We start from the raw sequence: 26,666 nt of genomic DNA on the forward strand, positions 1-26,666 counted from the left end.
TCCGGCGCCGGCTTCGTGCTGCCCGTCTCCTGAATCGTTACCGTACCCCGCGGGATGTCGCGGCGGTCACGCTTGGGTTTGCGATAGTAGGAAGTCCAAGTATTTTTGAGGCATGAACGCCTCACTTCACCGGCCCGCGCACCCGGTGCGGTTCGTCACCGCCTCGAGTCTGTTCGACGGGCACGACGCTTCCATCAACATCATGCGGCGCATCCTCCAGTCGCAGGGTGCGGAGGTCGTCCACCTCGGGCACAACCGGTCGGTCGACGAGGTCGTCCGCGCGGCGATCAGCGAGGACGCCCAGGGTGTGGCGATCAGCGCCTACCAGGGCGGGCACGTCGAGTACTTCAGTTACCTGGTGGAGCTGCTGAACGAGCGCGGCGCCGGGCACATCAAGGTGTACGGCGGTGGTGGTGGCGTCATCGTGCGCGAGGAGATCGAGCTGCTGCACTCCCGTGGCGTCGCGCGGATCTTCTCCCCGGACGACGGGCTCCAGCTGGGGCTGCCGGGGATGGTCAACCTGATGATCAAGGAGTGCGACTACGACCTCGCGGAGGTGCCCGCGGGGCCGGACGACGACCTCCTGGCCGGCGACGTGCCGACCCTGGCGCGCTTCATCACCCAGCTGCAGGCCGGCCGCGTGGACGACGACCGGCTGGCGCGCATCACGGAGGCGGCCCGGACGCGGCCGGTGCCGGTCCTCGGCATCACCGGCACCGGTGGGTCCGGCAAGTCGTCGCTGACCGACGAGCTGATCCGGCGGTTCCGGCTGGACCAGGAGGACAAGCTGCGGATCGCGGTGCTGGCGGTCGACCCGACCCGGCGCCGCGGCGGTGGCGCGCTGCTGGGCGACCGGATCCGGATGAACGGGCTGGACAGCTCGCAGATCTACTTCCGGTCGCTGGCCACCCGGCAGGCCGGCGGCGAGGTGCCGGAAGGGCTCGACGAGGCGGTGCTGGCGTGCAAGGCCGCCGGCTACGACCTGGTGATCGTCGAGACGCCGGGCATCGGGCAGGGTGACGCCGGCATCGTCGACCACGTCGACTACTCGCTGTATGTGATGACGCCGGAGTTCGGCGCCGCCTCGCAGCTGGAGAAGATCGACATGCTCGACTTCGCCGACGTGGTCGCGATCAACAAGTTCGAGCGCCGCGGCGCCGAGGACGCCCGCCGGGACGTGGCGCGCCAGCTGCTGCGCAACCGCGAGGAGTTCGGCGCCTCGCCCGAGGACATGCCGGTGTTCGGCACCAGCGCCGCGCGCTTCAACGACGACGGTGTGACCGCGCTGTACCAGTACCTGCGGGACGCGCTGGCCGAGCGGGGCCTGTCGGTGTCGGCGGGGCAGCTGCCCAGGGCCGGGACCAAGGTGTCCACCGGCGCCTCGGTGATCATCCCGCCGGCGCGTGAGCGCTACCTCGCCGACATCGCCGCCACCGTGCGCGGCTACCACGAGCAGACGCGGGAGCAGGTCGCGTCGGTCCGCCAGGTCGACCACCTGCGCGCGGCGAAGGACGCGCTCGCCGCGGACAACGCGGACACCGAGGCCATCGAACGGCTCCTGGCGAAGGCGGAGTCCGAAGTCGACTCGTCCGTCGCCGGGCTGCTGGAGCGCTGGGGTGAGCTGTCGGAGTCCTACCGGCAGCAGGAGCTCGTCGTCCGCATCCGGGACAAGGAGCTGCGCACCCAGCTGTGGCGGGAGACGCTGTCCGGCAACCGGATCCCGCGCGTGGCGCTGCCCCGCTACACCGACCGGGGCGAGCTGGTGTCGTTCCTGCGCCGGGAGAACCTGCCCGGCTACTTCCCGTTCACCGCGGGCGTGTTCCCGTTCAAGCGCGAGGGTGAGGACCCGGCACGCATGTTCGCCGGCGAGGGCGACGCGTTCCGCACCAACCGCCGGTTCAAGTACCTCTCCGCCGATTCCGAGGCCAAGCGGTTGTCGACCGCGTTCGACTCGGTCACGCTGTACGGGCACGACCCGGACACCCGCCCGGACATCTACGGCAAGATCGGCACGTCCGGCGTGTCCATCGCGACGCTGGACGACATGAAGGCGCTGTACGACGGTTTCGACCTGACCGCGCCGAACACGTCGGTGTCGATGACCATCAACGGTCCCGCGCCGACGATCCTGGCGTTCTTCCTCAACACCGCGATCGACCAGCGGATGGACGCCTTCCGCGCCGAGCACGGCCGCGAACCCACCGCGGAGGAGGCCGGCGAGCTGCGGGAGTGGACGCTGCGCAACGTCCGCGGCACGGTGCAGGCCGACATCCTCAAGGAGGACCAGGGGCAGAACACCTGTATCTTCTCCACCGAGTTCTCGCTGCGGATGATGGCCGACATCCAGGAGTGGTTCATCGAGCACGGCGTCCGCAACTTCTACTCGGTGTCGATCTCCGGCTACCACATCGCCGAGGCCGGGGCGAACCCCATTTCGCAGCTCGCGTTCACGCTGGCCAACGGGTTCACCTACGTCGAGTCCTACCTGGCGCGCGGCATGCACGTCGACGACTTCGCGCCGAACCTGTCGTTCTTCTTCTCCAACGGGATGGACGCGGAGTACTCGGTGCTGGGCCGCGTCGCCCGCCGGATCTGGGCGATCGCGATGAAGGAGCGCTACGGCGCGAACGAGCGTTCGCAGAAGCTGAAGTACCACGTGCAGACCTCCGGCCGGTCGCTGCACGCACAGGAGATGAGCTTCAACGACATCCGCACCACGCTGCAGGCGTTGTGCGCGTTGTACGACAACGCCAACTCGTTGCACACCAACGCCTACGACGAGGCCATCACCACGCCGACGGAGAGCTCGGTGCGCCGCGCCATGGCGATCCAGATGATCATCAACAAGGAGTGGGGCCTGGCGAAGAACGAAAACCCGTTGCAGGGTTCGTTCATCATCGACGAGCTGACCGACCTGGTCGAGGAAGCGGTGCTGGCCGAGTTCGACCGGATGGCCGAACGCGGCGGGGTGCTGGGGGCGATGGAGACCGGCTACCAGCGCGGCAAGATCCAGGACGAGTCGATGCTGTACGAGCGGCTCAAGCACGAGGGCTCGCTGCCGATCGTCGGGGTCAACACGTTCCGCAACCCGCACCCGGAGGACGACGAGGTCGAGGTCGAGCTGGCCCGCGCCACGGAGGAGGAGAAGCAGTCGCAGCTGACGCGGCTGGCCGGTTTCCAGCAGCGGCACGGCCAGGAGGCCCAGGAGGCGCTGCAGGCGCTCCGGGACGCCGCCACACGTGGTGAGAACGTCTTCGGTGTGCTGATGGACGCCGCGCGGGTGTGTTCGCTGGGGCAGATCACGGAGGCGTTCTTCGAGGTCGGCGGCCAGTACCGGCGCAACATCTGACCGCCGCGGCCCGGCCCGGGACCCCGCGGGAATAGCCCGCCGGGGTCCCGCGGTTACCGGAGGACATGAAGTTCGGGATCGCCGCCTTCGTGACCGACGAAGGAATCCGCCCCGGCGCGCTGGGCCGCGCGCTGGAGGAACGCGGGTTCGACTCGCTGCTGCTCGCCGAGCATTCGCACATCCCGGTCAGCCGGGAGAGCCCCTATCCCGGCGGGGGTGAGCTGCCGCGGGTCTACTACCGCACCCTCGACCCGTTCGTCGCGCTGACCGCGGCCGCGGCCGAGACCACCGACCTGCTCCTGTTCACCGGGGTCGCCCTGCTGGTCCAGCGCGACGTGATCCACACCGCCAAGGAGGTCGCGAGTCTCGACCTCCTCTCCGGCGGCCGGGTCGTGTTCGGTGTGGGCGTGGGCTGGAACCGCGAGGAGATGCGCAACCACGGCACCGAACCACGCACCCGCGGCGCGTTGATCGACGAGCAGCTCCAGGCGCTCAAGGCGATCTGGACCTCCGACGAGGCCGAGTTCCACGGCAAGCACGTCGACTTCGACCCGATCTGGCAGTGGCCCAAGCCGGTGCAGCGCCCGCACCCGCCGATCTACGTCGGCGGCGAGAGCGAGGCCGCGCTCACCCGGCTCGCCAGGCACGCCGACGGGTGGATGCCCCGGGCGCACACCTCGCCGCAGAAGATCAAGCGGGTCCGCGCGTGGCTGGCCGAGCAGGGCCGGCCGGACGTCCCGTTCACGGTGTTCGGCGCCGGGCGCAACGAGGAGGCGCTGGCCGGTTTCGCCGACGCCGGTGTCGAGCGCGTGACGTTCCTGCTGGGTACCCGTCCCGAGTCGGAGACGCTGACCAAGCTGGACGAGCTCGCCGCACTCGCGGAGGGCTACCGGTGAAGCTGGGGATCTCGACGTTCGTCACGGACGAGAGCGCGCGCCCGGAGGTGCTCGCGAAGGCGGTCGAGGAGCGCGGGTTCGACTCGCTGCTGCTCGCGGAGCATTCGCACATCCCGGTCAGCCGGGAGTCCCCGTACCCGCCTGGTGGCGAGATGGCGCGCCACTACTACCGCGCGCTCGACCCGTTCGTCGCGCTGACCGCGGCCGCCGCCGCGACCACGACGCTCACGCTGGGCACCGGGATCGCGCTGCTGATCCAGCGGGACGTGCTGCACACCGCGAAGTCCGTCGCGAGCCTGGACCTGCTGTCCGGTGGGCGGTTCCTGTTCGGCGTCGGCGCCGGCTGGAACCGCGAGGAGATGCGCAACCACGGCACGGACCCGCGCACCCGCGGCGCGCTGCTGGACGAGCAGATCCAGGCGCTACGGACACTGTGGACGAATGACGAGGCGGAGTTCCACGGCGTGCACGTGAACTTCGACCCGGTGTTCCAGTGGCCCAAGCCGGCCCGCGAGGTGCCCGTCTACATCGGCGGCACCAGCGCGGCGGCCCTCGACCGGGCGAAGCGGCTCGGCGCCGGGTGGATGCCCAGCGCGGTGCGTGACCCGGAAGCGGCGACCGCGCAGCTGGCGCACGCCGGCTCGGTGCCGGTGACGGCAACGTCCGCGCCCCCGGACCCGGGTCTGCTCGACGCCTACGCCGAGGCCGGGGCCGAGCGGGTCACGCTCGTCCTGCCCGCGTCGTCGCCGGGCAGCGCGATGCGCCGCCTCGACGCGCTCGCCGCGCTGGTTCCCCGGTTCAGGTGAGCAGCGGCCGCAGGGCGGCGGTGCCGGCGGTCAGGGCCGGCGGGAGCGCGACGTAGGACCTGAGCGGCGCGCTGCTCAGCACGACCACCACGTACCGCGCGTCGGCGCCGAGCAGACCCGTCGTGTGGTGGAAAGCCTTTCCGTCGCTGGTGCCCCAGCCCTGTTTGATCGCCCACGTCGTGCCGGGCAGCGCGTCCGGGATGCCGAAGTACTGGTACTTGCCGTCCGCAGCCGTCGCCGGTGCGCGGCACAGGGCGCGGTAGAGCAGGTCGCGCGCCGGCCGGGGCAGGCTCTCCTCGAGGTAGCGGTAGACCGTGACGACGTCTTCGGCGGTGATCCGGGTGGAGCCCCACTGGCCGGGCGTGGCCGGCGGTTGGGTGCCGTGCAGCCCCAGCAGGTGCGCCACGCGGGTCACCAGCGCGTCGCCACCCTGCTGCACCCAGAAGGCACTGGCGATGGTGTCGTCGCTGGCGCTGATCATCCGGGTGAGCCGGGCCTGCGTGTGCGCGTCGGGCACCTCCCAGTGGCCGGCGCGCAGCACGTCCAGCGCGATCAGCAACTTGACCACGGACATCGACGCGAACTGCCGGTCGGGGTCCAGCCGCGTCAGCACGGTGCCGGTGCGCCGGTCGAACACCTCGACCGCGACCTGGGCGGCGGGCAGTGCCGCTCGCACCCGTTCCCGCACCTGCATGGCGATGTCCGCGTCCGCCCGGGGAACCGTGGCGTGCGTGGCGGTCAGCTTCGGGACGGTGCTCGCCAGCGAGGTCGGGGATTGGTGCCCGACGGTGAGGATCAGCGTGGTGACCGCGGCGAACACGGCAGCGGGGAGCGCGACCTTGGCGGCCGTCTTGCCTCTCATGCCCACCAGACGCGGGCACGATCATGACTTGTTGCGGCCGGATCGCGGGTCCCCGGCGAACCGGTGTCAGCGCGTGTCGTCCAGCAGCAGGTGCACCGACAGCTCCAGCCGGTTCGCGACATCGGCGGCCGAGGCGCGCCGGGTCACCCAGGCCACCAGGTTCGCCATCCACACGTCGGCGATGAGGTGGAACACCGCGCGGTCGTGCTCGGTCGGCTCCTCGATGCCCATGGCGCGGGCGAACATGCTCTCCAGCAGCCGCCCGACCTGTTCGACCTCGGCCGCGGCCGTGGTGTCGGCGAACATGAACGCGCGCACCATCGCTTCGGTCAGGTGCGGATCGCGCTGCATCAGCCGGGTGTTGCGGCTGAGCACGAAGATGAGCCGTTCGGTCGGCGTGTCGCCGGGGATGCTGGTGCGCTGCAGCTTCTCGTGCGCGCGCTCGAACTCGCGCGCCAGACCCGACACCAGCAGGTGGATCTTGGACGGGAAGTAGCGGTAGAGGGTGCCCAGCGCGACGTCGGCCTTCTCGGCGACGGCCCGCATCTGGACGGCGTCGTACCCGCCCTTGGACGCCAGCGCCAGCGTCGCGTCGATGATGCGCCTGCGCCGGTCCCGCTGCGCGGCGGAACCGAGCTCGTCGCTGGGCAGCGCGCTCAGCCCGTTCTTCGGTTGGGTGGACGTCTTCGCTCTGGCGGCCATCGGCACCTGCTCCGGAACTTGTTTCAGTTTCGCTCGACAGTTTACCGGTAGGTCTGCTGATCTCGCGCAGGGAGTGATCTGGCCGAAAAACTGAAACACGTTCTATAGTGAGCCGCATGGCTGTCCTCACCGCGGAGCAGCGCGCGCTCGCCCGCACGATCCGTTCCGGCGCCCGCACCCGAGCCGATCTGGTGGCGATCGGGGTGTTCGCCATCGGCGTGCCCGAGGAGCTGGGCGGTGCGGGCGGCACGGTGGCCGACGCCGCGGTGGCCGTCGGGGAGGCGGCGGCCGCACTGGTGCCCGGCCCGGTGACCGGCACCGTCCTGGCGGCGCTGGTGCTGGCCCGGCACGGCGACTCGCCGCTGGTCAAGGAGCTGCTCCCGGCGTTCGCGGACGGCTCGGCGAGCGCGGGCGTGGCCCTGACGCCGGACGGCCCGGTGCTGGACGCCGACGCCACGCACGTCCTGGTGGCCGACGGCGACCGCTGGAGCGTGCGGGCATCCGGCGCGGACGTCGCGGAGTCGTTCGACCTGTCCCGTGCCTTCGGGCGGGCTCGCGCCGGCACCGGGGTGGTGTTCGAGGGCACCGAACCGCGGGCCTTCGCCGCCACCCTGGCCGCGGCCGAGGCGGCCGGGATCGCGCGCTGGTGCGTGACCACGGCGGCGGAGTACGCGAAGGTGCGCGAGCAGTTCGGCCGGCCGATCGGGTTCTTCCAGGCGGTCAAGCACCTGTGCGCCGGGATGCTGTGCCGGGCGGAACTGGCCGGGGCGCTGGCCTGGGACGCCGCGCGCGCGGCGGACGAGTCGCCGGAGCAGCACGCGTTCGCCGCGGCGGCCGCCGCCGCCGCGGCCCTGGATGCGGCGGTGGACACCGCCAAGGACTGCATCCAGGTGCTCGGCGGGATCGGGTTCACCTGGGAGCACGACGCGCACCGGTACCTGCGGCGCGCGGTCGCGTTGCGGCAGTGGCTCGGCGGTTCCGCGGCGTGGCGGCGCGCCGCGGCGTCGCTCGCGCTGCGCGGCGTCCGCCGGGAGCTGGGGGTCGACCTCTCGGAGCACTTCGACCCGCGGGTGCGGGCGACCGTCGAGGAGATCGCCGCGCTGCCCGAGGGTGACCGCCGGGAGCGGCTGGCCGCGACGGGGTACCTGATGCCGCACTGGCCGGAGCCCTACGGGGTGGACGCGAGCCCGGCGCAGCAGCTGGTGATCGACGCGGAACTGGCCCGCGCCGGCGTGACGCGACCCGATCTGGTGATCGGCGCGTGGGCGGTGCCCACCCTGCTGGAGCACGGCACCGAGGAGCAGCGGCGACGGTTCGTGATGCCGACGCTGCGCGGTGAGCTGACCTGGTGCCAGCTGTTCAGCGAACCGGGCGCCGGCTCGGATCTGGCGTCGCTGCGCACGCGGGCGCGGAGAGTGGACGGTGGGTTCGTGCTGTCCGGGCAGAAGGTCTGGACCTCGCTCGCCCGTGACGCCGACTGGGGCATCTGCCTCGCGCGGACCGATCCGGACGCGCCGAAGCACCGGGGCATCACCTACTTCCTGGTCGACATGTCGGCACCGGGGATCGACATCCGGCCGCTGCGGGAGATCACCGGGGCCGAGCGGTTCAACGAGGTATTCCTGGACGAGGTGTTCGTGCCGGCGGAGAACGTGGTGGGCGAGGTGAACGACGGCTGGCGCCTGGCCCGCACCACGCTGGCCAACGAGCGCGTCGCGATGGCCGGCGGGTCGTCGGTGGGGGAGGCCGCCGAGGAACTGCTGGCGGCGGTGACGGATCCCGGTCCCGCGGTGCTGGAGCGGCTCGGCGCCCTGGTGGCCGAGGGCACCGCCTGCGCGCTGCTCGACCTGACCTCCACGCTGCGGCGGCTGGCCGGGCAGGACCCGGGACCGGAGTCGAGCGTGCGCAAGCTGATCGGCGTGCGGCACCGGCAGGCGGCGGCCGAGACGGCGCTGGAGCTGCTGGGCCCGGCGGGCGTCCTGGTGACCGGAAAGACCTCCGGCGCGCAGCACGAGTTCCTGCTGTCGCGGTGCCTGAGCATCGCGGGCGGCACCACGCAGATCCTGTCGTCCGTGGCGGCGGAACGGCTGCTGGGGCTGCCACGCGGCTGAACTGTCGGTGGTCCCGCCTAGGGTGACCGCCGTGGACTGGACCGCGACCACCAGGGCGATCTTCGTGCCCTCCGACCCGCCCCGCGACGGCGTGCTGGCCGTGTGGGGGGACGAGCCGGGGCCGACGCCGGTCGAGCTCGTGCTGCCCGGGGCGGGCAAGTCCGTGCACCGCACCAAGGTCGGGGCGCACGTCCTCCCGCTCGCCGACGCCCTGCCGCGGTTGCTCGCCGCCGGCGACGGCAGCCCGGGCCTGCGCGCGTGGTCGGCGGCGGTGGCGGCGGGAGCGGACCTGGTCTCCCGCGGCCGGGTGCGGCCGGTGCCGGGGCCGGGCGCGGTGGCGGCCTGGCGGGCCGGCCCGCTCGACCGGGCGGACGAGGAACTGCTGCGGGACCTGGCCGCGGCCCTGCCGCCCGAGGCCCACGCCCTGCCGCTGTCCGGCCTCAAGCGGATCCGCCTGCACTCGCCGGAGACCCTGGTGCGCGCGCTCTGGGACGCCACCGCCGACGTGCTCGCCGGCGGGGCCGCCGCGGACGGGGCACAGCTCCAGCTCCGCGTCGAGGTCCGGGAGACCGGCGACGGCTTCGCCTTCGCCGGCGTCCTGGCGCTGCGCAGCCGCGCCGACCCCAGCCTGGTGGTGGACGCGGCCGCGCTGCCGGATGCGCCGGCGGCGGTGCGGTCCCGGTTCGGCGGTCAGGTGCAGGCCCAGCTGCTCGTCGCGGTGCGGCGCGCCGCCCGCGCCTGGCCGCCGCTGGGCCGCCTGCTCGGCGCCGCCGCGCCGGCCGGGCTGTCCCTGGACGACGCCGAGGTCGCCGAGCTGCTCGACGACGGCCGGGGCGCGCTGGCCGCTGCCGGTGTCGAGGTGCTGTGGCCACGCGGCCTGGCCGCCGAGCCGGTACGGGTGCGGGCGAGCGTCACGCCGTCGCCGGGCGGCGAGGGCGTGTTCCGCCTGAGCGAGCTGTTGCGCTTCCGCTGGCAGCTGAGTGTGGGCGAGCAGACCCTGACGGACGCCGAGGTCACCGCGCTCGCCGAGGCCAAGCGCCCGCTGGTGCGGCTGCGCGGGCACTGGGTGCGGGTGGACGACGCTCTGCTGTCCCGCCTGCGCGCGGTGCGCCGGCCGGTCAGCGGTGCGCAGGCGCTCGCCGCGGCACTGACCGGCGAACTCGAGCTCGGCGGCGAGCACGTGGACTTCGCCGCCCCGCCGGCGCTCGCCGGGCTCGCCGCCCGGTTGCGCGCACCGGGGGAGCCGGTCGAACCGGACGCCGGCCTGCGGGCCACCCTGCGGCCCTACCAGCGCGCCGGGTTGTCCTGGCTGGCGCGCATGACCGAGCTGGGGCTCGGTGGCGTCCTCGCCGACGACATGGGCCTGGGCAAGACGATCCAGCTGATCGCGCTGCACCTGCACCGGCGTGCGCTCGGCGCGGGTCCGACGCTGGTGCTGTGCCCGGTGTCGCTGCTGGGCAACTGGGAACGCGAGGTGTCGCGGTTCGCGCCGGCGGTCCCGGTGCGGCGCTTCCACGGCGGCGGGCGGCACCTGGCCGGGGTGGCGCCGGACGGGATCGTGCTCGCCACCTACGGGGTGCTGCGCCGCGACCGGGCCGCGCTGTCCGAAGTGGACTGGGGCCTGGTGGCGGCGGACGAGGCCCAGCACGTGAAGAACCCGCAGTCGGTGACGGCCAGGGAGTTGCGCCGTATCCCGGCCGCGGCCCGTGTCGCGCTCACCGGGACGCCGGTGGAGAACCGGCTCACCGACCTGTGGTCCATTCTGGACTGGACCACCCCGGGCCTGCTCGGCACCCTGGAGCACTTCCGCCGCACCATCGTGCGCCCGGTCGAGCGCCACCGGGACGCAGCCGCCGCCGACCGGCTGGCGGCGACGGTGCGGCCGTTCCTGTTGCGGCGCCGCAAGACCGACCCGGACATCGCGCCGGAGCTGCCGCGCAAGACCGAGACCGACCGGTACGTGCCGCTGACCGCGGAGCAGGCCACCCTGTACGAGGCCGTCGTGCGGGAGAACCTGGCGGTGATCCGGGAGTCCCGTGGCGTGCGGCGGCGTGGGCAGGTGCTCAAGCTGCTCACCGCGCTGAAGCAGATCTGCAACCACCCGGCGCAGTACCTGAAGGAGGCCGGGCCGCTGCCCGGGAGGTCGGGCAAGCTGGCCGCGTTCGAGGAGCTGCTGGACGTGATCCTCGACGAGGGTGAGAGCGTGCTGGTGTTCAGCCAGTACGTGCGCCTGTGCCGGTTGCTGGCGGCGCGGCTGGGCGAACGCGGGTTGCCGGTGCAACTGCTGTCCGGCGCGGATTCCGCGGGGGAGCGGGAGGTGAAGGTGGCACGGTTCCAGCGAGGTGACGTGCCGGTGTTCCTGTTGTCGCTCAAGGCTGGGGGCGTCGGGCTGAACCTGACCCGCGCGACGCACGTGATCCACTACGACCGCTGGTGGAATCCCGCGGTGGAGGACCAGGCGACCGACCGGGCCCACCGGATCGGCCAGGACCGACCGGTGCAGGTCCACCGCCTCGTCGCGGAGGGCACGGTGGAGGAGCGGGTGGCCACCGTGCTCGCCGCGAAGCGCCGCCTGGCGGAGGACGTGATCGGTTCCGGGGAGGACTGGATCACCGACCTGTCCGACGAGGAGCTGACCACGCTGGTCCGGCTGGGTGAGCCGGGCTGAGTTCCGGTCAGGTGCCCTGGCGGAGCCAACGCAGATAGGTCCACTCCAGGAAGCGTTCCACCCCCCGTATCACGTGGGCGCTGCGGATGGACGGGAAGACGTCGAACGCGTGCTGCGCGCCGGGCAGCTCCGCGTACGCCACCGGCTGTCCGGAGGTCTGGCGCAGGCGCCGGACGAACTCGCGCGCCTCCCGGACCGGCACCAGCGAGTCGTGCGCGCCGTGGATCACGAAGAACGGCGGCGCCGTGTCGGTGATCCGCTCCAGCGGGGAGGCGGCGAGGTACTCGTCCAGGTGCCGCGCCGGGTCCTTGCCCACCACGTACCGGGCCAGCAGCGTGTGCAACCGCACCGTGCTGGCCCGCGAACCGCTCGACGCGGCGAAGTCGTACACCCCGTAGTGCGGCACGCACGCCTGCACCCCGGTGTCGGCGTCGGCGAAACCCGGTTGCAGTCCCGCGTCGTTCGCGGTGAGCGCCAGCAGCGCGGCCAGGTGACCGCCGGCCGAACCGCCCGTGGCGGCCAGGAACGCCGGATCGCCGCCGTATTCGCCGATGTGTTCGCGGATCCACGCCACCGCGCGCTTGATGCCGACGATGTGGTCCGGCCAGTGCGCCTTCGGCGACAGCGGGTAGTTCACCGCCACGCACACCCAGCCGCGCTGCGCCATGTGCAGCATCAGCGGAATGCCCTGGTGGTCCTTGCTGTCCACCATCCAGGCGCCGCCGTGGATCTGCAGCAGCACCGGGCGCCCCCGCACCGGTTCACGCGGCCGGTAGATGTCCATCAGGAACCGCTTGCCCCCCGGCGCGTAGGCGAGGTTGCGGTCGCGCCGCACGTCCGGGTTGCGCATCCGGAACGGCAGCACCAGCTGCCCCCACGGCGTCGCCAGGTCCCGCGGGTCCGGCGGGCGTTCCAGATCCGCCGCGTACCGCGGCCCGAGCGCCTCCGCCAGCGCCTGCTCCACCGCGCCCTTCGCCCGCTGCGACGTCACGACCAGCGACCCCAGCCCGGCCACCGACGCCGCGGCGAGCCCCAGGCCGGCCCGGTCCGCCCGCGTGCGCAGCCCGTACCGCGCCAGGTGCGCGGCCGTGTCGGCGACCGTGAGCGCGAGCAGGTGCGGCGCGAGCTCCCCGGTCAGCCAGCCGGCGAAGAACGCGGGCACCGAGGCGCGCACCCCGGGCACCGGGCGCAGCGCGTTCGCCGTCAGGGCGAGCTGCAGGGCCCGCCGGGTGCGGAAACGGGGTCGCATGTCCCATGATCGTAGTCGCTTTCCCTTACCCTTACCGGGTGCGACCGCTCAGTGGACTCGACGCCAGTTTCCTGTACCTGGAAACGTCTTCGCAGGTGCTGCACGTGTGCGGGCTGCTCACCCTGGACGGGTCGAGCATCCCGGGTGGTTACCGCTTCGCGGAGTTCAAGCACACGCTCGCCGGGCGGATCCGCGCGATCCCGGAGTTCCGCCGGAAGCTGCACAATTCCCCGCTGAACTTCCTGCACCCGGTGTGGGTCGAGGACGACGCGTTCGACATCGACCACCACGTGCACCGCGTCGCGGTGCCCGCGCCGGGCGACCGGGAGACGCTGGCCGAGTTGTGCGCCCACTTCGCCGGTCAGCCGCTCAACCGGGACCGGCCGCTGTGGGAGATGTACGTGATCGAGGGCCTGCCCGGCGACCAGGTCGCGGTGTTGTTCAAGATGCACCACGCGACCGTCGACGGGGTCGGCGGTGCCGGCCTGATCGCCTACCTGGCGGGCACCGAACCGGGTGAACTTCCGCCGCTGCCGGACCCCGAGCCCAACCTCGGGCCGCCCTCGCACCTGAAGCTGCTGCGCGCGAGCGTCCAGGAGCTGGCGCGGCGCCCGGTGGAGGTGGCCAAGCTGCTGCCCGGTCTCGCCGGGATGGCGCCGCGCTGGCTCGGCCGCGCGCTGCGCCGTCAGGGCATGCCGGTCCCGTTCACCGCGCCGCGCACCTCGTTCAACTCCACGATCACCGGCGTGCGCAGCATCGCCTACGGCACCGTGGATCTCGACGACGTCAAGACGGTGAAGAACGCCTTCGGCGTGAAGGTGAACGACGTGGTCCTGGCGCTGTGCGCGGGCGCGCTGCGCCGGTACCTGGACGGGCGTGGCGAACTGCCGCAGGATCCGCTGGTCGCGACCGTCCCGGTGTCCACGCTGGGCCGCACCGGCCAGGAGGGCGACAGCAGCAACAAGGTGTCCGCGTTCTTCGCGGCCCTGCCCACGCACCTGCCGGAGGCCGCCGCGCGGATCTACGCGGCCGCGGAGAGCAACCGGCAGGCCAAGGAGCACCACCACGAGATCGACGCCGACATGCTGCAGGACTGGGCGCAGTTCGCCGCGCCCGGCCTGTTCGGGCTCGCCGTGCGGGCGTACGCGGCGCTGCGCCTGGCGGACAAGCACCCGGTGGTGCACAACCTGGTCGTCTCCAACGTGCCCGGTCCGCCGATGCCGCTGTACTTCGTCGGCGCGCGGGTCACCGCGTTCTACCCGCTCGGCCCGGTGTTCCACGGAGCCGGGCTGAACGTGACCGTGCTGTCCTACGCCGGCACGATGGACATCGGCCTGCTCGCCGCGCGAGAACTGGTTCCAGATGTGTGGGTGCTCGCCGAGGCGATGCGGGACGAGATGCGGGAACTGCTGGCGGCGGCCACGGCCCTTGCCTGAACGCGCCTCCTCGGCTAAGACTAGAACAGGTTTCAGTCTTGCTGCCGAGGAGCCGGTGTGGACTTCACCCTGGATGCGACCCAGGCCGACATCGCCGCGCTGACCGCGGACGTCCTGGCGCGGGAGCCCGGGCACGCGTGGCCCGCGCTGGCCAAGGCGGGCCTGCTCGCGCTCGCCGTGCCCGACGAGCTGGGCGGGGACGGGCTGGGCCCGGCGGAGGTCGCCGTGGTGCTCACCGAGGTCGGCCGGGCGGCCGCGGACGTGCCGGCGCTGGCCGCCCTCGCGCTCGGGGTGCTGCCGCTCGACCGGCTGGGCAGCCCGGAGCAGCGGGCCCGCTGGCTACCGGAGATCGCGTCGGGCGAGGCGGTGGTCACGGCCGCGCCGCACGAACCGTCGGCCCCGTTCGTCACCGCGCCGTCCACCGAAGCCGTGCCGGCCGGTGGGGGATGGGCACTGACCGGCACGAAGACCCTCGTGCCGTCGCTGCCGCAGGCGCGGTGCGTGCTCGTGCCGGCCACCCTGCCGTGGGGCACCGGGGTGTTCCTGGTCGATCCGCGCGCACCGGGTGCGCAGGTCCGCGGCACCACCCTGCGGCTGACCGGCGTGCGGGCCGGGGAGGCGGACCTGCTGCCCGCGGGCGCACCGGCGGACCTGCACCGGTTCGCGCTCGCCGGTGCGGTCGCGCTGGGCGACGGCGCGGTGGCCGGAGCGCTCGCGCTGACGACCGGGCACGTGCGGCGGCGCGAGCAGTTCGGCCGTCCACTCGCGACGTTCCAGGCGGTGGCCCAGCAGATCGCGGACGTCTACATCATCTCCCGCACGCTGCACCTGGCGGCGCTGTCGGCGGTGTGGCGGCTCGCCGAGGGGCTGGACCCGGACGAGGACCTGGCGGTCGCGGCGTACTGGCTGGCCGAGGAGGCCCCGCGGGCGCTGGCGCTGTGCCACCACCTGCACGGTGGGCTCGGTGTCGACGTCACCTACCCGCTGCACCGCCACTACGGGCTGGTCAAGGAGCTCGCCGCGATCGTCGGAGGCGCGGCGGAGCGGCTGGACCGGCTCGGCGACCTGGTGGAGTGCTGATGCACGTCGAACTGACCGCGGCGCAACGGAAACTGCGGGACGAGCTGCGCGAGTACTTCGCCGGGCTGGTCACGCCGGAGGAGCGGCGGGCGCTGCTGCGTGAGCGGCACGGCGAGGTCTACCGCCGCATCGTGCGCCGCATGGGCGCCGACGGGCGGCTGGGTGTGGGCTGGCCGGCGGAGTACGGCGGCGGCGGATTCGGTGATCTCGAGCAGCACCTGTTCGCCGACGAAGCCGCCCGCGCCGACGTGCAGCTGCCGTCGGTGACCCTGCAGACCGTCGGGCCGACGCTGCAGGAGTACGGCTCCCCGGAGCAGAAGGCGTTCTTCCTGCCGAAGATCCTGGCCGGTGAGGTGCACTTCGCGATCGGCTACACCGAACCGGATGCCGGCACCGACCTCGCGTCGCTGCGCACCACCGCGGTGCGGGACGGCGAGTCCTATGTGGTCAACGGGCAGAAGATCTTCACCACGGGCGCGCACGACGCCGACTACATCTGGCTCGCGGCGCGCACCGACCCGGACGCGCCCAGGCACCGGGGCATCTCGATCCTCATCGTCGACACCCGCGACCCCGGCTACTCCTGGACGCCGATCATCACCTGTGACGGCGCGCACCACGTCAACGCCACCTACTACTCCGGCGTCCGGGTGCCGGTGGCGATGCGGGTCGGCGCGGAGAACCAGGGCTGGCGGCTGATCACCACGCAGCTCAACCACGAGCGGGTCATGCTCGGCCCGGCCGGCCGGGCCGGCGGACTCTACGACCGGGTGCGCGCCTGGGCCGCGGAGCGTGGCCTGCTGGAGCGGCCGGACGTGCGGCGGGCGCTGGGGGAGACGCGGGCGGTGGTGCGCATCAACGAGCTGCTGAACTGGCAGGTGGCGGGTGCGGCCCTGGACGTCGCGGACGCCTCCGCGACGAAGGTGTTCGGCTCCGAGCGCATCCAGCGGATCGCGCGGCTGATGGAGGAGATCGTGGCACGACACGGTGACCTGTCCGATCCGGGCACCGCGGAACTGGCGGACTGGCTCGACGTGCTGGCGCGGCGGAACCTCGTCCTCACCTTCGGTGGCGGCGTCAACGAGATCCAGCGCGAGCTGATCGCCACCGCCGGGCTGGGGCTGCCGAGGGTGCCGCGATGAGCATCGAAGCAGCCGCGGCGCGCATCGCCGCCCAGGGCGAGTCGTCCCCGCGGCTGGCACGTGATCCGGTGAACCAGGCGATGATCAACAACTGGGTGGAGGCCATCGGCGACACCGACCCGCGCTACCGCCGCGGGGTCGCGCCACCGGCGATGGTGCAGGTGTGGACGATGCCCGGCCTGCACGGGCAGCGTGCCGCGGACGACCCGCTGGGTGCGATGATGAGCGTGCTCGACGAGGCCGGCTACACCTCGGTGGTCGCGACCAACTCCGAGCAGACCTACCACCGCTACCTGCGCGTCGGCGAGCACGTCTCGGCGTCCACGGCGCTGGAGTCGGTGGTGGGTCCGAAGCGGACCGCGCTGGGCGAGGGCTGGTTCGTCACCACGCGCACGTCCTTCCACGTCGGCGGGGAACTGGTCGCCGACATGCTGTTCCGGGTGCTCAAGTTCGCGCCACCACCGGCACAGCCGGCACCGGCGGCGCCGGGTGTGCTGCGGCCGGTGATCAGCCGGGACACCGAGTTCTTCTGGGCGGGCACGAAGGCCGGTGAGCTGCGGATCCAGCGGTGGGGCGAGACCCTGCGGCACCCGCCGGGACCGATGCCGCCGGACGGTGACCTCGACGCGCAGCCCGGCTGGGTGGTGGCGAGCGGCCGCGGCACCGTCCACAGCTACGTCGTGCACCACCGTCCGGCGGTGCCCGGCCGGGAGCCGCCGTTCGTGATCGCGCTGGTCGAACTGGAGGAGGGGGTCCGCATGCTGGGTGAACTGGTCGGCGCCGATCCGGCGGAGGTCTGCATCGGACTACCGGTGACCGTCACCTTCGTGACCGTGGACGACGACCTGACCCTGCCGGCCTGGCGGGTGGCGCGATGATCGCCGCCGGCACCGAGCTGCCCGAACTGGCCTTCGACGTCACGCCGACGTTCGTGATCAGCACCGCGCTGGCCACCCGGGACTTCCAGGACGTGCACCACGACCGGGACGCGGCCGTCGCGCGCGGCTCGGCGGACATCTTCCTCAACATCCTCACCGACACCGGGCTGGTGCAGCGGTTCGTCACCGGATGGGCCGGGCCGGACGCGCTGGTGCGGTCGATCAGGATCAAGCTGGGGGTGCCGTGTTACGCGGGGGACCGGCTGGTGTTCACCGGCCGGGTCCGTTCGGTCGAGGGCCGCGTGGCGGTCGTCGAGGTGACCGGGACCGGGAAACTGGGGGCGCACGTGAGCGGGACGGTGACCGTGGAGCTGGACTCATGAGCCTGCGGGGCAAGGCGGCGATCGCCGGCATCGGCGCGACCGAGTTCTCCAAGGACTCCGGGCGCAGCGAGCTGCGGCTGGCGGCCGAGGCGGTGCGCGCCGCGCTGGACGACGCCGGGTTGCGTCCGTCCGATGTGGATGGTCTGGTGTCGTTCACCATGGACGGCAACGCCGAGATCGCGGTGGCGCGGGAGCTGGGCATCCCGGAGCTGACGTTCTTCAGCCGCGTCCACTACGGCGGCGGCGCGGCGGCCGCGACCGTGCAGCAGGCGGCGATGGCGGTCGCGACCGGCGTGGCCGAGGTGGTGGTCGCCTACCGGGCGTTCAACGAGCGCTCCGGGCACCGGTTCGGTCAGGTGTCGGCGGCGGCGGCGGGGCAGGTCAACTCCTCCGGGGTGGACAACGCGTTCCACTACCCGATGGGGCTGGCCACGCCGGCGGCCACCGTGGCGATGGTCGCGCAGCGGTATCTGCACGAGTACGGCGCCTCGACCGAGGACTTCGGCCGCATCGCCGTGCTGGACCGCAAGCACGCGGCGACCAACCCGAACGCGTGGTTCCACGGCAAGCCCATCACGCTCGAGGAGCACCAGGCGTCGAAGTGGATCGCCGAGCCGCTGCGGCTGCTGGACTGCTGCCAGGAATCCGACGGCGGGGTCGCCCTGGTGATCACGAGTGTGGCGCGGGCGCGGGACCTGCGGCGGAAACCGGCGGTGATCGCGGCGGCGGCGCAGGGCAGCGGTCCGGACCAGTACGTGATGACCAGCTACTACCGGGACGAGCTCACGCAACTGCCCGAGATGGGCGTGGTGGCGCGGCAGCTGTGGGCGCAGGCCGGGGTGGGGCCGACGGAGGTGGACGTGGCGGTGCTCTACGACCACTTCACGCCGTACGTGCTGATGCAGCTGGAGGAGCTGGGCTTCTGCGGGCGGGGTGAGGCGGCCGGTTTCGTCGCGTCCGGCGCGCTGGAACTGGACGGTGCGCTGCCGCTCAACCCGCACGGCGGTCAGCTCGGCGAGGCCTACATCCACGGCATGAACGGCATCGCCGAGGGCGTCCGGCAGATCCGCGGCGAGTCGTGCAACCAGGTGGCGTCGGTGGAGCACGTTCTCGTCACGGCTGGCACCGGGGTGCCGACGAGCGGGCTGGTGCTGGCTCAGTCGTAGCCGCGGACGAGGTGGCTCTCGTCGTCCACGGGCAGTGTTTCGGGCACGGTCCCGGGTGCCGTGCCGAGCGGCTCGCCGTCGAGGTCGGGCGCCGGGTCGGTGATCGGTTCGGTGCGGGTCATCGTTCTCCGTCCTTCCTGACTTCGCCTGCCTGGTGTGGTTCCCGTCACATCTGCCGTGAAACGCACTGTCAGCGCATGGGGGGAACCCGCCCCCGGGTGGCTCCGCACCCGGATGCCGGTGCGGCGACGCGTCACCGGCTGCGTCGTCTCATGGTGTGGAATTCACCGGGTTGACCGCTAGCGCGCCGGCGGGGCCGTGCGCGAACTTGGGGGCATGCACATCCCGGCCGCCCTCGCGTGGAGTTTGACCGTGGCGTTCGCGCTGCTGGCCGTGCCCAGCCTGGCGCGGCTGGTCCGCCTGGACGCGCTGACCACGACCCCGGACACCCGTCAGATGGACCTCGCCGAGCTGCTGATGGTCCTGGCGATGCTCGCGATGGTCTCGCCGCTCGGCGGGCCCATCCCGGCGGCCGGGTGGCAGGCGATCCTCGTGCTCACCGCGGGCTGGTTCCTCGTCGCCGCGCTGCGCGGGCGGCGCTGCTGCGCCCTGCACCACCTGGTGTCCGCCGCCGCGATGCTCTACATGATCACCGCGATGCCCGGCCACCACGACCACGGTCCGTGGCTGTCCATGGCGGGCCAGCCGGTCAAGCTCGCCTGGCCGGTGCTCGCCCTCGCCGCGATCGCCTACTTCGCGGTGGACAGCGTGCGCGCCGGGCTGCTGGGCGTGCGCTGGGCGCGCACGGAGAGTTTGCGCGACCACCGCGCGTCCCGCCAGGTCTGCCGGGCGCTGATGGGCGCCGGCATGGCCTACATGCTGATCACCGGTCTGTAGGCACCAGCGGCGTGACACCGGTATCCACACATCGCCGATCTCCTACTCGTAGCTGACCGACACCTCGTCGGTCAACGGCACCGACTGGCAGGCCAGCACGATGCCGTCGGCGATGTCCTCGGCGTCCAGGACCTCGTTGTTCAGCATCTTCACCTCGCCGGAGGCGATGCGGCAGGCACACGCGCTGCATTGCCCCTCGCGGCAGGAGTACGGCGCGTCCAGCCCGGCGGCCAGCAGGACGTCGAGCAGTTTCTGCTGCCGGGGCCAGGAGAGCGAGTGCTGCGCACCGTCCAGATCGACCGACAGCGCGGTCGTCCCGCCCGTCGCCGGCGCGGCCGCCGCACCCTTGTCCTCGAAGGGGTTCCCGCCCAGCGACACGAACCGTTCCAGGTGGATCCGCCGGCGCGGCAGGCCGAGGTCCCGCAGCGCCTGCCGCCCGGCGGTCATGAACGCCTCGGGCCCGCACAGGAACGCGTCGAACTCCGCGTACGGCCGGGCCAGCTCGCGCAACTGGGTCACCGACGGCAGCCCCTGCACACTCTCCAGCCAGTGCACCAGGACCAGCCGATCCGGGTGCTGCCGCGCCAGCGCGGCCAGTTCCCGGGCGAAGATCACCGACGATTCGTCCCGGTTGGCGTAGACCAGCACGATCCGGCCACCGCCGGCGGCCAGCGCGGACTTCAGGATCGACATCACCGGGGTGATCCCGCTGCCACCGGCCAGCAGCAGCAGGTCGGCGTCCAGCGACTCCGGGGTGAACACCCCCGCCGGCGGCAGCACGTCCACAGTGGATCCCGCGCGGACGTTGTCGCACAACCAGTTCGAGCCGTACCCGTCGGCGGTGCGCTTCACCGTCACCTTCAGCCGCGAGCCCTCGTGCGGGGCGCTGGACAACGAGTAGCACCGCGCCGCCGCACCCGCCCGCAGCGTCAGGAACTGTCCCGGGCGGTACCGGAACTCCGCGGCGTGCTCGGCCGGCACGTCGAACACGATCGAGGACGCCTGCGCCGTTTCGGCGATCACCTCGGCGACGGTCAGCGGATAGCTATCCGGCATCGAGAACCCCGAACTCCCCGCCCCGCACCGCCGCCCCGATGCTGTCCACCAGCTTCGGGCAGGTGTCCAGCAGCGCGGTGGGCGCACCGCCCGCGGCGTGCTCGGCGAACACCGGGCAGCTGCCGGCGTCGCTGGTCCACTGGATGCTGGTGTGCTTGAGGCTGTTCTTCTTCACCAGCACCCGCGTGCCGCACGACGCGCAGGCGTGCGGCCGCATCCCGCCGGCGAGGAACTCGGTGCGCTCGGCCGTCGTCATCCGGCGATCCCCGCCTCCTGCTGCCGGGCCAGGTTCTCGGCCACCTCCCGCGCCCACACCTCGTTGGCCCTGGTGGTGTCCACCTCGAACTCGAACCGGCGCGTCATGTCCTCGGTGACGTCCTCGGCGTCCACGTAGAACTGCTCGTACCAGCGGCGCAGCTGGTAGACCGGGCCGTCCTCCTCGCACAGCAGCGGGTTGTCGATCCGGGTCTTGTTCTTCCAGATCTCCACGTCCTGCAGGAACCCCACGCCGATGCTCCGGGCGAACTTGCCGGCGATCTTGTCCGCCTGCTCGTCCGAGACGCCCGGCAGTTTCTTCACGCTCACGCCCCACTGCAGGACGAAGGAGTCCGGCGTGACCGGGTAGTGGCAGTTGATCAGCACGTTCTCGATCTCGAAGCCCCGGTAGGTGTTGAGCAGCTTGTTGATCATGTACGACGGCCCGAAGTAGCTCGCCTCGGAGCGCAGCAGGTTGTCCTCGCCGCCGTAGTTGGACGCCATCCCGGCGTCCGGGCGGCCCTTGGTATTGAGGTACTGCGTCGCGATGTGGCCCTCGAACACGTTCTTGAAGTAGGTCGGGAACGCGTAGTGGATGTAGAAGAAGTGGGCCATGTCCACCATGTTGTCGATGATCTCGCGGCAGTTGGAGCCCTCGATCAGCACCGAGTCCCAGGTCCAGTTGCTCCACTCGCCGGTGAAGACGCCCTCGATCCGCGGGATCACCACGTCCGCCGGCGGTGGGTTGCCCTGCGGGTCGTGCCACACGAACAGCTGCTTGTTCTCCTCCAGCGCGAGCCACGACCGGGTGCGGGCACGCAGCGGAACCCGTTTGGCGTAGGGGATCGACACGCACTTGCCGTTGCCGCCCCAGCGCCAGTCGTGGAACGGGCAGGCGACCTCGTTGCCCTTGACGCTGCCCTGGCTCAGGTCACCGCCCATGTGGCGGCAGTAGGCGTCCAGGACGTGCAGCGTGCCGTCCGCGTCGGCGAACACCACCAGCTTGGTGCCGAACGCGTTGACGGCGTGTGGTTTCCCGTCCCGGAAGGTTTCGGCCAGCCCCAGGCAGTGCCAGCCGCGGGCGAACCGCGCCGGCGGCGCACCCGCGTCGATCGTGCGGACTTCAGTCATCATCGACCTCCAGTGCGATTCTGGGTGGCCAGGTGCCGTGCGGCAAGGAACCCGAAGACCATCGCCGGCCCGATGGTGGCGCCGGGGCCGGCGTAGGTGTGTCCCATGACCGCGGCGCTGGTGTTCCCGGCCGCGTACAACCCGGGGATCACCGACCCGTCCTCGCGCAGCACGCGGGCGTGCGTGTCGGTGCGCAGCCCGCCCTTGGTGCCCAGGTCGCCGGGCACGATCCCGACCGCGTAGAACGGCGCCCGGTCCAGCGGGCCGAGGCTGGGGTTCGGCTGGTGGCGCGGGTCGCCGTAGTAGTGGTCGTAGGCGCTGCGCCCGCGACCGAAGTCGTCGTCCACGCCGCGCCGGGCGAAGCCGTTGAAGCGCTGCACGGTCGCGGTCAGCGCGCCGGGCGGGACCTCGATGCGGGCGGCGAGTTCGCCGAGGGTGGGCGCCGTGACCACGACCCCGTCCCGGTACCAGCGGCCGGGCAGCTTCTGCCGCGGCCCGATCCCGGTGAACATGTACCGGTCGCGGTAGCGCTGGTCGAAGATCAGCCAGGCCGGGATGTTCACCGCGGGTCCCTCGCCCGGCCCGTACATCGCGTGGACCGCCTCGACGTAGGGCGCGGACTCGTTGACGAACCGTTCGCCGCGCGCGTTGACCATGATGCTGCCCGGGCGGGAGCGCTCGGCCAGGGCGAACCACGGCCCGCCGGGCAGCGGGATCGTCGGGCCCCACCACGCGTCGTCCATCAGCGCGACCGCGGCGCCGAGCTTGAGCCCGGCCGTGATCGCGTCGCCGGTGTTGGCCTTCGCGCCGACGGTCCACCGGGTGCCGATCGGGCTGCGCTGGTACTTCGCGCGCATCTCCTCGTTGTGCTCGAACCCGCCCGCGGCGAGCACGACCCCCAGCCGCGCTCGCAGGATCTCCTCCCGGCCGTCCCGCCGGACCACCACACCGGTGACCCGGTCGTCCTCGGTGACCAGGTCGAGCAGGGGAGTCTCCAGCCACACCGGCACGTCCGCCCGCAGCAGGCCGGCGCGCAGCCCGGCGGCCAGCGCCTGGCCCATCGACAGCAGCCGCTGCCCGCGCGCCAGCCCGGCCAGCCACCGCGCGCCGATGCGCAGCACGCGCAGCACCCCCTTCGGGTGCCGCGCGAGCAGGCTCAGCCAGCGGTAATCCGCCTGCGTGATCGGCACGCCGAGCGGCGCCCCGCTGTAGGGCGGTTCCAGCCGGGCCAGCTCGGCACCGAGCACCTTGCCGTCCAGCGGGACCGGCTCGACCGACCGCCCGCCGGCCCGTCCACCGGGTGCCTCCGGGTGGTAGTCGGAGTACCCGGGCACCCAGCGCAGGCGCAGCGGGGTCACGCGGTGCACGAACGAGACCACCTCCGGCCCGTGGTCAAGGAAGGCCTGGCGCAGCCCGGCCGGCACGACGTCGCCGACGATCGCGTCGAGGTAGGTGCGCGCCTGTCCGGGGCTGTCCACGACACCGGCCGCACGCAGTGCCTCGTTGCCGGGGAGCCACACCCCGCCGCCGGAGCGGGCGGTGGAGCCGCCGAACTTCGCCGCCTTCTCGATCACCACGACGGACAGGCCCGCGTCGGCGGCCGCGAGCGCGGCGGTCATGCCGGCGGCGCCGCTGCCGGCCACCACGACGTCGAACTCGCCGATCATGCCACCTCCGCTGTAACCTGTTCCACTTCGCTTCCGTCCCGCTCGTCGTCCCGTTGGTCACGATAGACGAGAACGTGTTTCAGTTCTAGGGTAGGGCGGGTGACACACACGGCGGATGTCATCGTGATCGGGTTCGGGGCGGCCGGCGCCTGTGCGGCGATCGAGGCCGCCGACGCCGGTGCCGACGTGCTCGTGCTGGACCGCTTCGGTGGTGGCGGTGCGACCGCGCTGAGCGGCGGCATCGTCTACGCGGGCGGGGGCACCGCGCAGCAGCGGGAGGCCGGGGTCGACGACTCGGCCGACGCGATGTACGACTACCTGCGGCTCGAGGTCGGCGCCGCGGTGTCGGAGGAGACGCTGCGGCGCTTCTGCGACTCCAGCCCGGCGATGATCGAGTGGCTGGAGCGCAACGGTGTGCCGTTCGAGGGCAGCCTGTGCCCGTACAAGACGTCGTACCCCAACGACGACTACTACCTGTACCACTCGGGCAGCGAGTCCGCGGGCGGGTTCCGTGACCTGGCCAAGCCGGCGGCGCGCGGGCACCGCGCGAAGGGTCCGGGCACCTCGGGGAAGGTGCTGTTCGCCCGGCTGGCCGAGGCGGCCCGGCGGCGCGGCGTGCGGGTGCTGCCCGGTACCCGGGCCGAGTCGCTGATCGTCTCCGGCGGTGTGGTGACCGGCGTGCGCGTGCGGACCCTGCGCGACGCGCCCGCGTGGGTGCGTGCCGCGCACGCCCGGATGGCGCGGTACGCGGCCAAACCCGGCATCTACGTGCCGGCCGTGCGCAACGCCCTGCGGGGACGGATCGAGCGGCTGGAGCGCCGGTACGCCCGCGAGGTGGAACTCACCGCCCGGTGCGGGGTCGTGATCGCGGCAGGCGGGTTCATCTCCAACCGGGCGCTCGTGCGTGAGCACGCCCCGGCCTACCGCGGCGGGCTGGCGCTGGGCACGATCGCCGACGACGGTTCCGGTATCGGGCTCGGCACGGCGGTGGGCGCGGCGACCGGCGAGATGCACCGGATCTCGGCCTGGCGGTTTCTCACCCCGCCGAGCGCGATGCTCACTGGCGTACTGGTCGACGCCGCCGGCCGGCGGATCATCGACGAGTCCCGCTACGGCGCAGCCATCGGCGAGGTGATGATCGGCAGGCACGACGGCAGGGGCTGGCTGCTCGCCGACGCCGGGACCATCGCCGAGGCGCGCCGCACCGCGCGGCGGGAAAGCCAGTGGTTCCAGTGGTTGCAGGCCCGGTACCTGCTGCGGCGCGGCCGGGTGTCCGCGCACTCGCTGGAGGAGGTGGCCCGGCGCGCGGGGGTGGACGCCCAGGGGCTGAGGGCGACCGTCGAGGCGTACAACGCGGCCGCGGAGACCGGGGCGGCCGATCCGGCGGGCAAACCCGCCGAGTACGTGCGGCCGGTGCGCACGCCGCCGTTCTCGCTCATCGACGTCTCCATCAAGCCCAGCCTCGGTTTCCCGTGCCCGATGCTCACCCTCGGTGGCCTGGTGGTGGACGAGTCGACCGGCCAGGTGTGCGCCGGGGACGGCACCGGGATCGCGGGCCTGTATGCCGCGGGCCGCTCCGCGGTGGGAATCTGTTCCAGGTCCTACGTGAGCGGGCTGTCCCTCGCCGACTGTGTGTTTTCCGGGCGTAGAGCGGGAGTATCCGCAGCTCGGTGGCTGGACGGGTGACAAAAACGAGAACGTGTTCTAGTCTTGGTGATGACCACAGAGGGACATGACGGACGGGGCGTGCAGATGGCCGATCAGGATGGTCGCGGGGTGCTGGCCGGGGTCCGGGAGCTGCTTCCCGTCCTGCGGGAGCGGGCCCAGGAGTGCGAGGACGCGCGGCGCGTTCCGGCGGAGTCGATCAAGGCGCTGCAGGAGACCGGGTTCTTCAAGCTGCTCCAGCCGGAGGTCTTCGGCGGCTACGAGGCCGACCCGGTGACCTTCTACACGGCGGTGAAGCTGCTGGCGAGCGCGTGCGGATCGACCGGGTGGGTCGCCTCGATCCTCGGCGTGCACCCGTGGCACCTGGCGCTGTTCCCGCCGCAGGCGCAGCAGGACGTGTGGGGCGCCGACGTGGATGTGCGCATCTCGTCGTCCTACGCACCGATGGGCAAGGCCCGCGTGGTCGACGGCGGGTACCGGCTGTCCGGCCGGTGGAGCTTCTCCTCCGGCTGCGACCACGCCACCTGGGTGTTCCTGGGCGCACCGGCGTTCGACGCCGGGGGCAAGCCGGTCGACTTCTGCACCTACCTGCTGCCGATCGGCGACTACGCGATCGAGGACGTGTGGGACACCGTCGGCCTGCGCGGCACCGGCAGCAACGACATCGTCGTCGAGGACGCGTTCGTCCCCGCCCACCGCGCGCTGAGCTTCCGCGACACCTCGACGTGCCGCACGCCGGGGCAGGAGATCAACGCGGGACCGCTGTACCGGCTGCCGTACGGATCGGTGCACCCGTCGACGATCACCGCCCCGATCATCGGCATGGCCCAGGGCGCCTACGACGCGCACGTGGCGCACCAGCGCACCCGGGTGCGCGCCGCGTACCTCGGTGAGCAGTCCAAGGAGGACCCGTTCGCGAAGGTGCGGGTCGCCGAGGCGGCCAGCGAGATCGACGCCGCGTGGCTCCAGCTCACCCGCAACATCGACGAGCTGTACCAGCTGGCCTGCCGCGGGGAGAAGCTGCCGTTCGCCACCCGGCTGCGCGTCCGGCGGGACCAGGTGCGCGGCACCGAACGGGCGATCGCCGCCGTGGACCGGTTGTTCGAGAACTCCGGCGGGCGCGCGCTGAAGCGCGGCACCCCGATCCAGCGGTTCTGGCGCGACGTGCACGCCGGCCGCGTGCACGCCGCCAACGACCCCGAGCGCGCCTACCTCCTCTTCGGCAACGGCGAGTTCGGCCTCCCGGTCGAGAATGCGATGGTGTGAG

At 72.5% G+C, this 26,666-nt stretch carries 22 protein-coding genes; 14 read left to right on the forward strand and 8 right to left on the reverse strand.

Annotation, left to right across the window (positions count from 1 at the left end):
- The first annotated feature begins 112 nt into the window (after nt 1-112).
- The 3 genes from icmF (at nt 113) to FHX45_RS25080 (ending at nt 5,051) form a co-directional block, all read left to right on the forward strand.
- Nucleotides 113-3,349 carry a fused isobutyryl-CoA mutase/GTPase IcmF gene (gene icmF, locus FHX45_RS25070; RefSeq protein WP_167106773.1) on the forward strand — a complete coding sequence of 1,079 codons (3,237 nt, stop codon included), beginning with the start codon at nt 113-115 and terminating at the stop codon, nt 3,347-3,349.
- Between the two features lie 65 nt (nt 3,350-3,414).
- A complete protein-coding gene (locus tag FHX45_RS25075) occupies nt 3,415-4,245 on the forward strand; it encodes an LLM class F420-dependent oxidoreductase (protein WP_167106776.1) in 831 nt (276 codons plus the stop codon).
- Nucleotides 4,242-5,051 carry a TIGR03619 family F420-dependent LLM class oxidoreductase gene (locus tag FHX45_RS25080; RefSeq protein ID WP_167106779.1) on the forward strand — a complete coding sequence of 270 codons (810 nt, stop codon included), beginning with the start codon at nt 4,242-4,244 and terminating at the stop codon, nt 5,049-5,051. The genes FHX45_RS25075 and FHX45_RS25080 overlap by 4 nt, the downstream gene beginning before the upstream one ends.
- Here FHX45_RS25080 and FHX45_RS25085 read toward each other — a convergent pair.
- Together FHX45_RS25085 and kstR are read right to left on the reverse strand one after the other, a co-directional pair.
- Entirely contained in the window at nt 5,044-5,913 is an 870-nt protein-coding gene (locus FHX45_RS25085) for a serine hydrolase (RefSeq protein ID WP_167106782.1), read from the reverse strand. The two genes, FHX45_RS25080 and FHX45_RS25085, sit on opposite strands and share 8 nt — an antisense overlap.
- 66 nt (nt 5,914-5,979) lie before the next feature.
- The gene (gene kstR / locus FHX45_RS25090; RefSeq protein WP_167106785.1) at nt 5,980-6,615 is read right to left on the reverse strand and encodes a cholesterol catabolism transcriptional regulator KstR; all 636 of its coding nucleotides are present in this window, start codon (nt 6,613-6,615) and stop codon (nt 5,980-5,982) included.
- 116 nt (nt 6,616-6,731) lie between these two features.
- Between kstR and FHX45_RS25095 the strand changes: the two genes are divergently transcribed.
- Both FHX45_RS25095 and FHX45_RS25100 read left to right on the forward strand, forming a co-directional pair.
- Nucleotides 6,732-8,726 carry an acyl-CoA dehydrogenase family protein gene (locus FHX45_RS25095; RefSeq protein ID WP_167106788.1) on the forward strand — a complete coding sequence of 665 codons (1,995 nt, stop codon included), beginning with the start codon at nt 6,732-6,734 and terminating at the stop codon, nt 8,724-8,726.
- A 22-nt stretch (nt 8,727-8,748) separates the two neighbouring features.
- The gene (locus tag FHX45_RS25100; protein ID WP_341771607.1) at nt 8,749-11,394 is read left to right on the forward strand and encodes a DEAD/DEAH box helicase; all 2,646 of its coding nucleotides are present in this window, start codon (nt 8,749-8,751) and stop codon (nt 11,392-11,394) included.
- Between the two features lie 7 nt (nt 11,395-11,401).
- Here the strand turns inward: FHX45_RS25100 and FHX45_RS25105 are convergent, their stop codons facing one another.
- Nucleotides 11,402-12,643, reverse strand: coding sequence for an alpha/beta hydrolase (locus FHX45_RS25105; protein WP_167106794.1), 1,242 nt, complete (start codon nt 12,641-12,643; stop codon nt 11,402-11,404).
- Between the two features lie 38 nt (nt 12,644-12,681).
- Between FHX45_RS25105 and FHX45_RS25110 the strand changes: the two genes are divergently transcribed.
- The 6 genes from FHX45_RS25110 to FHX45_RS25135 are packed head-to-tail and all read left to right on the forward strand — an operon-like array spanning nt 12,682 to nt 18,728.
- The gene (locus FHX45_RS25110) at nt 12,682-14,079 is read left to right on the forward strand and encodes a wax ester/triacylglycerol synthase family O-acyltransferase (protein WP_167106799.1); all 1,398 of its coding nucleotides are present in this window, start codon (nt 12,682-12,684) and stop codon (nt 14,077-14,079) included.
- A 57-nt stretch (nt 14,080-14,136) separates the two neighbouring features.
- Nucleotides 14,137-15,159, forward strand: coding sequence for an acyl-CoA dehydrogenase family protein (locus FHX45_RS25115; protein WP_167106802.1), 1,023 nt, complete (start codon nt 14,137-14,139; stop codon nt 15,157-15,159).
- The gene (locus FHX45_RS25120; RefSeq protein WP_167106805.1) at nt 15,159-16,301 is read left to right on the forward strand and encodes an acyl-CoA dehydrogenase family protein; all 1,143 of its coding nucleotides are present in this window, start codon (nt 15,159-15,161) and stop codon (nt 16,299-16,301) included. Before FHX45_RS25115 ends, FHX45_RS25120 begins: the two co-directional genes overlap by 1 nt.
- Nucleotides 16,298-17,179 (forward strand): bifunctional MaoC family dehydratase N-terminal/OB-fold nucleic acid binding domain-containing protein, encoded by an 882-nt coding sequence (locus FHX45_RS25125; RefSeq protein ID WP_167106808.1) that lies wholly within the window; start codon nt 16,298-16,300, stop codon nt 17,177-17,179. Before FHX45_RS25120 ends, FHX45_RS25125 begins: the two co-directional genes overlap by 4 nt.
- Nucleotides 17,176-17,562: a hotdog family protein gene (locus FHX45_RS25130; RefSeq protein ID WP_167106811.1), complete on the forward strand. Its 387-nt coding sequence runs from the start codon at nt 17,176-17,178 to the stop codon at nt 17,560-17,562. Before FHX45_RS25125 ends, FHX45_RS25130 begins: the two co-directional genes overlap by 4 nt.
- Nucleotides 17,559-18,728: a lipid-transfer protein gene (locus tag FHX45_RS25135; RefSeq protein ID WP_167106814.1), complete on the forward strand. Its 1,170-nt coding sequence runs from the start codon at nt 17,559-17,561 to the stop codon at nt 18,726-18,728. Before FHX45_RS25130 ends, FHX45_RS25135 begins: the two co-directional genes overlap by 4 nt.
- Here FHX45_RS25135 and FHX45_RS28495 read toward each other — a convergent pair.
- Entirely contained in the window at nt 18,719-18,850 is a 132-nt protein-coding gene (locus tag FHX45_RS28495) for a hypothetical protein (RefSeq protein ID WP_279588896.1), read from the reverse strand. The two genes, FHX45_RS25135 and FHX45_RS28495, sit on opposite strands and share 10 nt — an antisense overlap.
- 214 nt (nt 18,851-19,064) lie before the next feature.
- Between FHX45_RS28495 and FHX45_RS25140 the strand changes: the two genes are divergently transcribed.
- Nucleotides 19,065-19,625 carry a DUF5134 domain-containing protein gene (locus tag FHX45_RS25140; RefSeq protein ID WP_208406104.1) on the forward strand — a complete coding sequence of 187 codons (561 nt, stop codon included), beginning with the start codon at nt 19,065-19,067 and terminating at the stop codon, nt 19,623-19,625.
- Between the two features lie 42 nt (nt 19,626-19,667).
- On the opposite strand, the gene FHX45_RS25145 is transcribed toward FHX45_RS25140, so the two are convergent.
- The 4 genes from FHX45_RS25145 to kstD are packed head-to-tail and all read right to left on the reverse strand — an operon-like array spanning nt 19,668 to nt 23,734.
- Nucleotides 19,668-20,681: a ferredoxin--NADP reductase gene (locus FHX45_RS25145; RefSeq protein ID WP_167106820.1), complete on the reverse strand. Its 1,014-nt coding sequence runs from the start codon at nt 20,679-20,681 to the stop codon at nt 19,668-19,670.
- A complete protein-coding gene (locus FHX45_RS25150; protein WP_167106823.1) occupies nt 20,671-20,937 on the reverse strand; it encodes a hypothetical protein in 267 nt (88 codons plus the stop codon). Before FHX45_RS25150 ends, FHX45_RS25145 begins: the two co-directional genes overlap by 11 nt.
- A complete protein-coding gene (locus tag FHX45_RS25155; protein ID WP_424923824.1) occupies nt 20,934-22,070 on the reverse strand; it encodes a 3-ketosteroid-9-alpha-monooxygenase, oxygenase component in 1,137 nt (378 codons plus the stop codon). Before FHX45_RS25155 ends, FHX45_RS25150 begins: the two co-directional genes overlap by 4 nt.
- Entirely contained in the window at nt 22,067-23,734 is a 1,668-nt protein-coding gene (gene kstD / locus FHX45_RS25160) for a 3-oxosteroid 1-dehydrogenase (RefSeq protein ID WP_167106826.1), read from the reverse strand. Before kstD ends, FHX45_RS25155 begins: the two co-directional genes overlap by 4 nt.
- 99 nt (nt 23,735-23,833) lie before the next feature.
- Here kstD and FHX45_RS25165 point away from each other — a divergent pair, with 99 nt between their 5' ends.
- Together FHX45_RS25165 and hsaA are read left to right on the forward strand one after the other, a co-directional pair.
- A complete protein-coding gene (locus FHX45_RS25165; RefSeq protein WP_167106829.1) occupies nt 23,834-25,420 on the forward strand; it encodes an FAD-binding protein in 1,587 nt (528 codons plus the stop codon).
- Between the two features lie 66 nt (nt 25,421-25,486).
- On the forward strand, nt 25,487-26,665 hold the full coding sequence (gene hsaA, locus FHX45_RS25170; RefSeq protein ID WP_167109429.1) for a 3-hydroxy-9,10-secoandrosta-1,3,5(10)-triene-9,17-dione monooxygenase oxygenase subunit: 1,179 nt from the start codon (nt 25,487-25,489) through the stop codon (nt 26,663-26,665).
- Nucleotide 26,666: the final 1 nt, after the last annotated feature.

Source organism: Amycolatopsis granulosa, from assembly GCF_011758745.1.
In the GTDB taxonomy this organism is placed as follows: Bacteria; Actinomycetota; Actinomycetes; order Mycobacteriales; family Pseudonocardiaceae; genus Amycolatopsis_E; species Amycolatopsis_E granulosa.

Coding starts and splice junctions, on each gene's coding strand:
- FHX45_RS28495 (WP_279588896.1), bottom strand. CDS start 18,850: ATGACCCGCACCGAACCGATCACCGACCCGGCGCCCGACCTCGACGGC.
- kstD (WP_167106826.1), bottom strand. CDS start 23,734: ATGATCGGCGAGTTCGACGTCGTGGTGGCCGGCAGCGGCGCCGCCGGC.
- FHX45_RS25075 (WP_167106776.1), top strand. CDS start 3,415: ATGAAGTTCGGGATCGCCGCCTTCGTGACCGACGAAGGAATCCGCCCC.
- FHX45_RS25135 (WP_167106814.1), top strand. CDS start 17,559: ATGAGCCTGCGGGGCAAGGCGGCGATCGCCGGCATCGGCGCGACCGAG.
- FHX45_RS25095 (WP_167106788.1), top strand. CDS start 6,732: ATGGCTGTCCTCACCGCGGAGCAGCGCGCGCTCGCCCGCACGATCCGT.
- FHX45_RS25125 (WP_167106808.1), top strand. CDS start 16,298: ATGAGCATCGAAGCAGCCGCGGCGCGCATCGCCGCCCAGGGCGAGTCG.
- hsaA (WP_167109429.1), top strand. CDS start 25,487: ATGGCCGATCAGGATGGTCGCGGGGTGCTGGCCGGGGTCCGGGAGCTG.
- FHX45_RS25150 (WP_167106823.1), bottom strand. CDS start 20,937: ATGACGACGGCCGAGCGCACCGAGTTCCTCGCCGGCGGGATGCGGCCG.
- FHX45_RS25155 (WP_424923824.1), bottom strand. CDS start 22,070: ATGATGACTGAAGTCCGCACGATCGACGCGGGTGCGCCGCCGGCGCGG.
- icmF (WP_167106773.1), top strand. CDS start 113: ATGAACGCCTCACTTCACCGGCCCGCGCACCCGGTGCGGTTCGTCACC.
- FHX45_RS25140 (WP_208406104.1), top strand. CDS start 19,065: ATGCACATCCCGGCCGCCCTCGCGTGGAGTTTGACCGTGGCGTTCGCG.
- kstR (WP_167106785.1), bottom strand. CDS start 6,615: ATGGCCGCCAGAGCGAAGACGTCCACCCAACCGAAGAACGGGCTGAGC.
- FHX45_RS25145 (WP_167106820.1), bottom strand. CDS start 20,681: ATGCCGGATAGCTATCCGCTGACCGTCGCCGAGGTGATCGCCGAAACG.
- FHX45_RS25105 (WP_167106794.1), bottom strand. CDS start 12,643: ATGCGACCCCGTTTCCGCACCCGGCGGGCCCTGCAGCTCGCCCTGACG.
- FHX45_RS25120 (WP_167106805.1), top strand. CDS start 15,159: ATGCACGTCGAACTGACCGCGGCGCAACGGAAACTGCGGGACGAGCTG.
- FHX45_RS25130 (WP_167106811.1), top strand. CDS start 17,176: ATGATCGCCGCCGGCACCGAGCTGCCCGAACTGGCCTTCGACGTCACG.
- FHX45_RS25085 (WP_167106782.1), bottom strand. CDS start 5,913: ATGAGAGGCAAGACGGCCGCCAAGGTCGCGCTCCCCGCTGCCGTGTTC.